This is a genomic window from Nitrospirota bacterium (genome assembly GCA_035516965.1).
Taxonomy (GTDB): domain Bacteria; phylum Nitrospirota; class UBA9217; order UBA9217; family UBA9217; genus MHEA01.
Map to the genome: position 1 here is coordinate 35169 of DATIZR010000080.1, position 10891 is coordinate 46059.

Here is a 10891-nt window from a genome sequence, read left to right on the forward strand (position 1 = left end):
CGGGCGCTTGAACGACGATAGCACCAAGGGAAGAACGAGCCCGGTCAACCCACGACGTTGTATTCACGGACACGGAACTTCGCACCCAGCCCCTCCGCGATCGCCCTGCAGGCCTCGACGTCCACCCCGGGAGCCGACACGACCGTGGCCGTCACATCGGGGATGTACTTCCGGGCTTCGCGGATGAAGTCCTTGACTGCTTCATAGGTTTCGATGCCGAACTGAGGCTGGCTTATCCTGCTGTACAGCTCGGCGTTCTGGGCGTTCAGGCTGATGCTCACGGCGTCGACAAGGCCGGCCAGCTCCGGAAGGACGTTTCTCCTGTGAATGAGGTTGGCGTGGCCGTTCGTATCGATCCGCACGCGTCCGCCGCGCCGTTTTACCTCGGCAGCCACGGCCTTCACGACGTCGAGCCGGAGAAGCGGCTCCCCGTATCCGCAGAACACGATCTCGGCGTAGCGCACAGGATCGCCGATCTCCCTGACCAGGTCTTCCACGGCCGGTTCGTCGCGCAGCCGGAGATTGTGCCCCTTCACGAAATCGGTATGATAGCGCACACAGAACGTGCAGGCCGCGGTGCAGCGGTTCGTGATATTGAGATAGAGCGAGTTCCGGATGGGGTACGTGATCCTGCCGCGCTCGGGCATCGCTCCGATGCCGAAGAGCTGCATTGCGTTGAAGCTCGTGATCCGGGCGACATCGTCGAAGGTGAGGCCCTTGATCCGTGCGATCTCCTCGGCGGTATGGCGGACAAAGGCCGGCTCGTTCCGCCTGCCGCGCACGGGCTGGGGCGCCAGGTACGGCGAGTCCGTCTCGATCAGCAGGTGCTCGATCGGGACCTGCCGCACGACCTCCCGCAGCGCTTCGGCCTTCGGGAACGTGACCGGCCCGGCGATGGAGATCGCAAACCCCATCTCGATCACCCTCTTCGCCATGGCGGCGTCTCCCGAGAAGCAGTGCATGACGCCGCCGAGGTCCGGCGACCATTCCTCGGAAAGGATCTGAAGCGCGTCCTCGTGGGCCTCGCGGTCATGGATGATCACGGGCAGGTCGAGTTCGCGCGCCTCACGCAGCATGTCCCGGAATTTCCGCTTCTGGTCGGAGCGCGGCGAGTGTTCGTAGTGGTAGTCGAGCCCGATCTCTCCGTAGGCGACGACCTTCTTGTGCTGGGCGAAGTGCCGGATGATCTCGTAGGCGGGGTGCAGGATGTCCTTGACTTCGTGGGGATGGATGCCGATGGCCGCGTAGATGAAGTCGTACTTGTCCGCGAGCAGGACCGCGTCCCGGCTGGACTCCACGGTCGTGCCGACGGTGACGATGTATTCCACGCCCGTTTCACGCGCGCGTTTGATCACGTCCTCACGATCGTCGTTGAACTCGCGCATTTCGAGGTGCGCGTGGGTGTCGATGAGCATGGCTTGAACCTTCGTCAGAAGTAAGGCGTGTGGAGTGAGATGGTGCCGGGTGTTTCCCTTGCCCCTTGCGCCTGACGCCTCACGGATTTTTATTTTACTCGTGACCCCGGCTTTGTTTCCCGGTCGAAGGTGGCCACGGCGAGCAGGTCGCCGCTGCTCGCGGCCAGCAGCATGCCCTGGGACTCGATGCCCATGAGCTTGGCGGGTTTCAAGTTCGCGACGATCACGACGGACTTTCCCAGCAACTCTTCCGGAGCATAGCTCTTGCCGATGCCGGCAACGACCTGGCGTGTTTCCGTGCCGATATCGACCCTGAGCCTCACGAGCTTCTCCGACTTTTCGACCCTCTCGGCCGAGACGATCCTGCCGACGCGCAGGTCGGCTTTCATGAAGTCCTCGATCCCGATCAAATCCGGTCTTGGCGGCGTCGGCTGCGGCGCTGCTGATCCTGTGTCCATTCTTTTCTTCCCTTCTTGCTTCCTGTCATCGTCAATTCGTGCTGATCTGCGGTCATTCTGTTTTTCCGTTTCGATCCGCGGGAAAAGCTGCGCGCCGGGCCGGACCGGTATGCCGGCCGCCAGTTTCCCCCATTGGCATTCATCGGCCATGCGGCAAGCGGCCAGCCGCCCATCGAGTCCGAGTGCGTCCCACACCTTCTGGGACGTCGACGGCATGACCGGATAGAGGTAGAGGGCGATCAGCCGGAGCGACTCGGAAAGATTGTAGAGAACGGTCCCCAGACGGTCCAGATCCCTGTTCTTTGCCAGGGTCCAGGGCGCGTTTTCCTCCACGTAGCGGTTCGCGCGGCTGACGAGCGCCCAGGCGTCCTGCAGGTACTTCATGAAGGCGAGCGCGCCAAGGTCTTCGGCGATCCTTGCCGGGATCGCGGCGGCGCTGTCGCGCAGCTCCCCGTCAAGAGGCTGACCGGTTCCCGCGTTCGGGATCCTCCCGTCGAAGTATTTGCCGATCATGGTCAGAACGCGGGAAAGCAGGTTCCCCAGGTCGTTCGCGAGCTCCGTGTTGAAGCGCGTGACAAAGGTCGCCATCGAGAAGTCACCGTCCAGCCCGAAGGGCACCTCGCGCAGCACGAAGTACCGGAAGGCGTCGGCGCCGTAGGCATCCACGACCCGGTTCGGGTCGATGACATTTCCGAGCGACTTCGACATCTTTTTGCCGTCCTGGGTCCACCACCCGTGGGCGAAAATGCTGCCCGGAAGCCGCAGCCCGAGCGCCATGAGCATCGTGGACCAGTAGACGCTGTGCGTGGTCAGGATGTCCTTGCCGACGAGATGGTGCTCCGCGGGCCACCAGAAGGCCTCTCGCTTCGCAGGATCGGCGGAGCCTTCAGCAGGCGGGCTCAGGTAGCGCGTGGCCGAAAAGTAGTTCACCAGCGCGTCGAACCAGACATAGGTCACGAAATCGCGGTCAAAGGGCAGCTCGATGCCCCAGGACAGCCTCGCCTTGGGGCGGGAGATGCACAGGTCTCCGAGCGTCTGCGACTTCAGAAACCCGAGCACCTCGTTCCGCCTGCTCTCGGGCCGGATATAGCTCGGGTTGGACTCGATATGGGCGATCAGACGTCCCTGATACCTGCTCATGAGGAAGAAATAGTTGTCCTCCGAGATCCGCTCCACGGGCCTGCCGCAATCGGGACACCTGCCTTCCACGATCTCCTTTTCGGTCCAGAACCGCTCGTCGGGCGTGCAGTACCAGCCCTCGTAGGTCCTCCGCTCGATCTCGCCCTTGTCATAGAGCTTCTGCAGCAGCTCCTGCACAACCGCGATGTGCTCCGGGTCGGTTGTGCGGATGAAGGCGTCGTTCGTGATCTCCAGCTTCTGCCAGAGGCGCCGGAAGTTCACCGTCATGCTGTCCGTATGGGCCTTCGGCGTCAGCCCCCGTTCTATAGCCGCTTTCTCCACCTTCTGGCCGTGCTCATCGGTCCCCGTCAGGAAGAAGACCGGCTCCCCGAGCAGACGGTGATACCGCGCGAGGGTGTCGGCGGCGATCGTCGTGTAGGCGTGGCCGATGTGCGGCACGTCATTGACGTAGTAGATGGGCGTCGTGATGTAGAATTTTTTCGACATGTGATCGTATCTTGAAAACACATCACCACGAAGATGGCTCGCTTCGTGGTTCATGGTTTACGTCGGCCTTCGCTGTTCAACCTTCACTGTTCACTATGCAATTGTCATTCGCTCTCAGGAACCGACTGGCCCCTGAGGCGGCCTGTTGTCTCCCGGCCCCTGTTTCTTATTCTTTTTGCGCCAGAACCTGCGCCTTTTTCTCTTGCCTGACTTCTCGCCTTCCTGTTGGAGCTGTTCAGTCTTCTGGTCCTGCTGCTGTTGTGGCTGCGGCTGCTGTTGCTGTCTCTGCTGTTTCTGCTGCTGTTTCTGCTGCCGTTCCTGTTTCGGCTGCTGTTGCCGCTGTCGCGCCTGATCGCCCTGGCCTGCCTGGGCTTTCTTTTCCTTTTCCTGGTACTTCTTCTTCTCGGGCCGGCCCCCGGCCTTCTGGCCCCCTTCCCGCTGCGCTTCTCTCCGCTGCTCCTGAGGCCGGCGCTCTTCCTGCCGTTTCTTCTCCTCGGCGGTCCGCTGGGCCGCAGCCTCCGTTCGCTCCTCGGCAAGGCGGCGGTCCTCTTCCTCCTTTTTGTCCTTCAGGGCCGACTGGCGCAGGTCCGCCGCGTCCTTCTTGATCGCTTCGTACATCTCGTATTCGTAGGAAAGACAGCACAGCAGCCTGCCGCAGACCCCCGAGATCTTGGCCGGGTTCAGCACCATCTCCTGCTTCTTGGCCATCCTGATGGAGACGGGCTCGAAGTTTTTCAGAAACGAGGAGCAGCAAAGCTCCCGCCCGCAGGGGCCGAACCCGCCTATCATGCGCGCCACATCGCGGACGCCGATCTGGCGCATCTCGATCCTGCTCTTGAGCTTGTAGGCCAGGTCTTTCACCAGTTCGCGGAAATCGACCCGGTTTTCCGAGACGAAATAGAAGGTGGCCCGGGAGGCGTCGAAGGAATACTCGACGCGGATCAGCTTCATCGGGAGCTCCCGTTCCGCGATCATGTCCTGGGCCATGGTGAAGGCCTCGGCCTCCCGCTCGCGGTTCTTCTGCTCCCGGGCTATGTCGGCTTCCGTTGCCTTGCGAAGCACCTTACGCGTTGCCTTGCCGTCCGGCGCCTTGGAAGATGCAATGGCGGCGTCCTCTTCCCCATCAATCTCGATCTCGATCCCCTCGGGAATCTCCATCTTGAACACGGAGGCCGGCGCTGAGGCGGCCGGCTCAGGGGAAGCGGGGGCCTCCGTTCTCCTGATGCGCACGACCGAGGCAATCCCCGGTCCCCGCTCGGAGTCGACAATGACCCGGTCACCCACGGCTACGGCAACGTCGGTCGCGTCGAAGTCGTACACTTTCCAGTTCTCCCGGAAACGGACCCCGGCAATTCGTATCGTCTTATCTTCAGTCTTTTCGGTCATTGATCAGAGGTCAGCCTTTTTTTCCCGAGTACTCGCTACCGCTGTTCGCGACGACGGTCATCACCGGCCCAGCTTCATGAAGAGGTTCTCAACGACGAGCTGCGCGCTCACCCGGCGATCGAGCAGGACGCGGCTTCCCGTCAAGAGGTCCATGTCCAGGAACATCCGCTGCAGCGGGAACTGTTCCGCCCTTTGTTCGTAAAGTATCTTTCCCCGGACATTCACGAGAAGCCTTTCGTCGCCCGTTTCGCGCAGCACCAGGGCGTCCCGGAGCTGCTCGATCCCCATGTCGATCATCCGTTCGAGCCCCTCCCGGTCCTTGGCAAGCGTTTCGGCCCGGGACAACAGCTCGACAGGACTCGTCTGAGCCAGGCCGGTCCACAACAGGGCCGCTTCCTCCCGGGCTGCCTTCTCCTGCTCCAGGTCCATCTCCAGCCCGCGCCCCATGCTGCCCTGTGCAAGCGCCGCGAGGAGCCAGGCATCCTCTTCGGAGAGCCCGCGCCGTTCGATCAGGGCATGGGCCAGCGTCTGCCGGGAAAGAGGCAGGAAACGGATCTCCTGGCACCGCGAGCGGATCGTCGGGAGCAGGCCCTGCGGCATCGACGTGACGAGGATGATCAGCGCATCTCCCGGCGGCTCCTCGAGCGTCTTGAGGAAGGCGTTGGCCGACGCGGCGTTCATCTCCTCGGCGCCGTCGATGATCAGTATTTTTTTCTCGCCTTCGAAAGGCTTGAGCGCAAGGTCCGACTGCAGTTCGCGGATGCGGTCGATCTTGATCTCCTCGCCTCCCGACTCCACCAGGTGAACGTCAGGATGTCCGCCGGACGCGATCTTGCGGCACGAAGGGCACTCCCCGCAACCGGTTCGGGGACCCGCCTTCCGGCAGTTCACAGCCGCCGCCAGTGCGAAGGCCGCCAGCTTCTTGCCGATGCCCGCCTGACCGGAAAAGATATAGGCGTGGGCAAGCGTATTGTTCGCCAGGGCCCGCGTGAGGATGTTTATCGGCCGCTCATGGCCGATGATCGTCGCAAACATCATAATGGGTTCATGCAAAGGGGAAATCGCAACTTTTACGTTGAACTACGATATTTCGCACTTTGCTCTCTTCAATTTCCAGACACCACGGCGTGGAAGCTACACGCTTCGAAGGCGCAACGCATCGTCCGCGATCTTCCGCACCTTGTTCTGGATCTCATCAGGCGTCTGTGATGCGTCGATCAGGCGAAAACGGCCAGGCTCCTGTTTTGCCCGGGTGAGGTACCCCTGCCGGACGCGCTCATGAAACGCGATGGCCTCATTTTCGAACCGCGCCTCCGACTCGAGCCCGCGGCTGCTGTTACGCCCCCGAGCCCGTGAGAGTCCAGCGACCGGGTCGATGTCGAGCAGGATCGTGAGATCAGGCGTTACGCCTTCCGACACGATGCGGTCGAGCCCCTGGATCAATTCCGGGTCCAGTCCCCGGCCGTACCCCTGATAGGCGAGCGTCGCATCGGAGAACCGGTCGCACAGGACCGTCTTCCCAGCCTCCAGTTCCGGCCTGATCAGTTCCTCCAGATGTTGCGCACGCGCCGCCGCATAGAGCAGCAGCTCCGCCCGCGGCACAAGCATGGTATTGGACGGATCAAGCAGGATCCTTCTCACCTGATCGCCGATTGCCGTTCCGCCCGGCTCCCGGGTGAGCGTCACGGACCTTTTGTGCGCGGTAAGATAGTTTGCGAGCAGGACGATCTGGGTGGACTTTCCGGAGCCCTCGATCCCCTCGAAGGTGATGAATATGCCCTTCATTTATTTGAGTTCCGCGGTCGCGTCACCTGCGGCCTTGAGGGCGGGGTTCGAGGTAAGGAGAATCACCTGGGTCCTTGCGCCGAGGCTGCGCAGGATCTGGCATGCCGCCTGTTGGCGCTCCGGGTCGAGGCACGAAAGCGGATCATCAAGGATCAGTGGCAGCCGCCGCTTTCCGGCTAGCGCTTCAACGAGCCCGGTTCTGAAACAGAAGTACACAAGGTCTCTCGTTCCATGGCTCAGTTCCGAAACGGTGATCAGCGAATCGTCCTTGGCGTGGATGACGGGACCCCCCTCCTGTCCCAGGTCGATCCGAATATATCTGCCCGCCGTTATCGAGGACAGGTTCCGCTGGGCGGCTGCCGCAACGGCGGGAATCAGGGTCTCCATCTCGAGCCCTCCGATCCGGCACGCGGCCTCCAACTCCGCGAGGAAACCGTTTCCCTGCACGGCCTGCGCCGGCGCGGCAAAACCGAAGTCCCCGGGAAGCTCCATGCCGGCCGCCTGACCTCCCCCGCCTCCGGACAATTCCGCTTCCAAGCGCTCGATGTCCTGGCGCAGGCTGTAAGCATCAATGGCGTACTGGGCCAGAGCGACCGCCGCCTGTTCAAGATCGCCCGCCTCCTGCTGCTGCCGCGCGTATTCCGCTTCGAGTTTCTCTCGCTCCTCTTCGCCGAACATCTGCCGCCGTTCAGCGTCGATTTCCTCGCGAAGCGTGTGAAAATAGCGGTAATTGTCTGCCTTTTCCTTCAGCTCGGCCGCGGTCGACGATCCCGTAGCCTTCATGCAGGCCCCGATCTGCGCTCCCCCCTGCTCAAAGCTCTTTTCAAGATCACGGAGCTCGGCCTGTAACGCCTCGACCTCCTTCACCAGCGTTTTCCGCTCGGCGGTCTGCCGGGAGCCCTTGTACCAGGCGACGGCGATTAGCGCCAGCGCAACAAGCACGCCGAGCGGGAAATAGTGCTTCTGCTCAGCGGTAAGGATGAACAGTCCGGCAACCACCGACAGGATGGCAAGCACGGCGCCCAGGAGGAAAAGCTTGTCCTTCACCAGGCTCATCTGCGGCATTGATGCGAGCTGCAGCTTCAGATCCTCGATGTCCTGGCTCAATTCGTCGGACTTGGCCATCTTCTGCCCCTGACGCTGTTCGTGTGCGTCAAGGAGTTCCATGAAGTCCCCGGGCAGTCCCTCACACCCCTTGAGTGCATCAAGATTCGCATCGATGTCGGCGGCGCGCCGGTCGATCTCGTCCAGCTTGTCAAGCCTCTTCTTGGTTTCCTCGATCTTCAGCTTTGCAGACTGAAACCGGTAGTCGGCGTCTGACGCTTCTTCCGACCTGCGGAGTGTTTCCCGCAGTTCGGCGAGCCGCGCTTCCTTCGCAGCGGCCCCCGAATCCCGCGCTGCAGCCGGATGGGAGGACGAGCGGCGCATGGCGGCAGGGAGGGCGGAAGCCTGCATGCTCCCCGCGTATTGGTCGCGCCGCAGCACGAACAGACGGCTGTATTCATCCTCAGAGATGCCGCCGGTCAGTCCAGCCATGAACCGGGTCGTGCTGTCCCAGTCCTTGTAGACCAGTGCGAAGTCCTTGGTGGCCGTGTTGTATTTGGAAAGGTTCACCGCGCGCTTGGAAAAATCCTCTATCACGCGGTAATATGCGCCGTCGTCGGCGTAGACCACCAGCGCGGCCCGTGACGCGTCGGGCGTGTACCGGGACACAAGGCCGTCGATGAGATCCGGGTGATTGCCCGGAAAGAGCAGGCGGAGCACGGCATCGGCGGACGAGGTCTTGCCCGATTCATTGCGAGCGGCTACGAAATTGAAGCCGCTCTGGAACCGGAGACGGGCGAGTTCGCGGATCCCCCGCACACCCTGCATCACGAGCTCGACAAGGAACATACGCGGTCCTTTCCTCAAACGATTCCATACTATAGCGCAAGTAGGAGAAAGTTGCAACTGCGAAAACCGGCCGCGTCAGAGCATTGCAAGCGCTTTCCGGAGCGCCTCGGCCTTCTGGAGCGTCTCGAAATATTCCCGTTCGGGGTCGGAATCGGCGACGATCCCGGCGCCGACCTGCACATGGACCATGCCGTTCCTGATCACAAAGGTCCTGATGATGATGTTCAGGTCCATGTCTCCGGTATTCGCGATGTACCCGATCGATCCGGTGTAGGGCCCGCGCGCGACCGGCTCGAGCTCGTCGATGATCTCCATGCACCGCACCTTGGGCACACCGGTGATCGTCCCGCCCGGGAACACTGCCCTGACCAGATCAAAAGCGTCCCGATCCGGGGCAAGCTCTCCCCGGACGTTCGAGACGATATGGATCACGTGGGAATAATCTTCGACGATCATGAGTTCGTCCACCCGAACCGTTCCATAGGTGCATACCCTGCCAAGGTCGTTCCGCTCCAGGTCGAGGAGCATGATGTGCTCGGCCCGCTCCTTCTCGTTCGACAGCAGCTCCTCGGTCAGATCCCGGTTCTCGACGCTGTTCGACCCGCGCCTCCGGGTCCCCGCGATGGGACGTGTATCCGCGGTCCCATTGTGCAGGCGAATGAGCCGTTCCGGCGATGAACTGACAAGCTGGAGATCGCCGAAATCGCAATAGGCCGCAAAGGGGGACGGATTGACGCTGCGCAGCGCCGCGTACAAGCGGAGTGGATCGATGTCGCCGGCGGGAGCGGAAAGGCGCTGCGACAAATTGGCCTGATAAATGTCGCCTGCAGCGATGTACTCCTTGCAACGCCTGACCATGGATTCGAATTCGGCCTTCGTCATGTTCGGCGTGAGCTCAAGGATCCGGTCGTTCCCGGTTCGTGATCCGGCATCGCCAGCGTGTGGCCTTTTCCCAAGCCGGGATTCCAGGACAAGGAGCCGATCAGCCGCCTCATCGTAGAGGCGCCCCCACTCTCCCGGTTCGGGCCGTCGGAACCCCATCTCCTGCCCGCGGGCTCCGGGGTTCACGATCACCCAGGACTTCCGCAGGACATGGTCAAAGGCGATCACCGCATCGACGAAGAGAAAGCATGCCTCGGGGATGCCCAGGTCGTCCACGGCAGCCCGCGGCACCTGCTCGAACTGGCGGACAAAATCATAGGAGAAGAACCCCACGGCTCCTCCGGTGAAAGGCGGCAGCCCGGGGATCCGCTCCGTCCGGTAGTTGGCGATCAGTTCTCGGAGCTTGGAGAGCGGTCTTCGGATCAGCGAGGCGCGCCTTCCGTACTTGCCCTTCGGTGTATCGGGGAGGCTCAGCTCCACGCTCTCGCCGCGGGACCGGAAGATCAGGTAGGGCTCTGCCGTTACGAAAGAATAGCGTCCGATCTTTTCGTCCATGCGGGCGCTCTCCAGGAGAACGGGGTTGCCTGCGGACCTCAAGATCGAAAGGGCATCGAGAGGCGTAATATCCTTATGCCCGATCTCGGCGTATAAAGGATGGATTGATCCCCGTTGCGCCGATTCAAGGAAGATTTTTTTTTGAGGAAAGATCTGTATCATAAGAAGTGGCGAAATTCTAAATACAATTGGTCGCCCGGTCAAGACAAATTTCGATAGAAAGAACTTGACATATCGCAGGATGTGCTATACTTCAATCAGAAAGTGGAATCAAGGTCTTTGAAATTGTCGATACCTATGGCGTTGCCGAATCAACACCAGAAGGTGTATGCAGGTTATCCCGTCGGCAGGGACTCACGCACAGGGAATTACGGAATGTCGAAACCGGCCTGCTGCCCGCAAGTTGAGCGGATAAGCTCCGGTCCTCTGCACAGGCAGCCGTAAGAACTGAAGAGCTGAATGCCCTGACCGAATGGGATGAATGGGATGCATCGAACACTGGCTTTGAAAGGTCCGTACTGCGGAGCTTTAGAAGCAAGGGGAAATTTCCCATTCATACCAAAGGAGCAACGGGAATAATAACTCTGCTGATTCGAAAAGCAACGCCATCTTATTTTCCGCACACCCGGATTTGCATTTATGATACTTCCGGGCAATCACGCAGTAATGTACCGAGATGCAAGAAAAGGCGTTGCAGGACCTCACCGTCAGGTGAGAGCGTATGTAATATCTGTTGAGGGCCTTTGACGCCGGGTTTTATGGTTCGGAGCAGAGGACATGCAGCCGCATGCTGCAGCACTCGCAGCTCCGGGCTATAAAAGACCGGAAAGCAAAGGTCCGAAAGCCCACAGGGAGAAGGTCTAAAGGCCAGCGAGTCAGACGTTCGCAGAA

The 10891-nt window shown here is 61.1% G+C and carries 7 protein-coding genes; all 7 read right to left on the minus strand.

Translation table 11 applies throughout. From position 1 onward, the window contains the following. Window positions 1-44 precede the first annotated feature (44 nt). Window positions 45-1415, minus strand: coding sequence for a TatD family hydrolase (locus VL197_12300; protein HUJ18761.1), 1371 nt, complete (start codon window positions 1413-1415; stop codon window positions 45-47). Window positions 1416-1504: 89 nt separating this feature from the next. Next, the gene (gene metG, locus VL197_12305; protein ID HUJ18762.1) at window positions 1505-3499 is read right to left on the minus strand and encodes a methionine--tRNA ligase; all 1995 of its coding nucleotides are present in this window, start codon (window positions 3497-3499) and stop codon (window positions 1505-1507) included. 114 nt (window positions 3500-3613) lie between these two features. Beyond that, a complete protein-coding gene (gene ricT, locus VL197_12310; protein ID HUJ18763.1) occupies window positions 3614-4885 on the minus strand; it encodes a regulatory iron-sulfur-containing complex subunit RicT in 1272 nt (423 codons plus the stop codon). A 60-nt stretch (window positions 4886-4945) separates the two neighbouring features. Beyond that, window positions 4946-5923 carry a DNA polymerase III subunit delta' gene (gene holB, locus VL197_12315; protein ID HUJ18764.1) on the minus strand — a complete coding sequence of 326 codons (978 nt, stop codon included), beginning with the start codon at window positions 5921-5923 and terminating at the stop codon, window positions 4946-4948. A 96-nt stretch (window positions 5924-6019) separates the two neighbouring features. Further along, window positions 6020-6670, minus strand: coding sequence for a dTMP kinase (tmk, locus tag VL197_12320; protein HUJ18765.1), 651 nt, complete (start codon window positions 6668-6670; stop codon window positions 6020-6022). Then, window positions 6671-8563 (minus strand): hypothetical protein, encoded by a 1893-nt coding sequence (locus tag VL197_12325; protein HUJ18766.1) that lies wholly within the window; start codon window positions 8561-8563, stop codon window positions 6671-6673. It abuts the gene before it with no gap. Window positions 8564-8638: 75 nt separating this feature from the next. Further along, window positions 8639-10162: an anthranilate synthase component I family protein gene (locus tag VL197_12330; protein ID HUJ18767.1), complete on the minus strand. Its 1524-nt coding sequence runs from the start codon at window positions 10160-10162 to the stop codon at window positions 8639-8641. Between the last annotated feature and the right edge of the window lie 729 nt (window positions 10163-10891).

Bases quoted from the DNA above. Each gene is read 5' to 3' on its own strand.
- VL197_12300 (HUJ18761.1), bottom strand. From the start codon at position 1,415: ATGCTCATCGACACCCACGCGCACCTCGAAATGCGCGAGTTCAACGAC.
- metG (HUJ18762.1), bottom strand. From the start codon at position 3,499: ATGTCGAAAAAATTCTACATCACGACGCCCATCTACTACGTCAATGAC.
- ricT (HUJ18763.1), bottom strand. From the start codon at position 4,885: ATGACCGAAAAGACTGAAGATAAGACGATACGAATTGCCGGGGTCCGT.
- holB (HUJ18764.1), bottom strand. From the start codon at position 5,923: ATGATGTTTGCGACGATCATCGGCCATGAGCGGCCGATAAACATCCTC.
- tmk (HUJ18765.1), bottom strand. From the start codon at position 6,670: ATGAAGGGCATATTCATCACCTTCGAGGGGATCGAGGGCTCCGGAAAG.
- VL197_12325 (HUJ18766.1), bottom strand. From the start codon at position 8,563: ATGTTCCTTGTCGAGCTCGTGATGCAGGGTGTGCGGGGGATCCGCGAA.
- VL197_12330 (HUJ18767.1), bottom strand. From the start codon at position 10,162: ATGATACAGATCTTTCCTCAAAAAAAAATCTTCCTTGAATCGGCGCAA.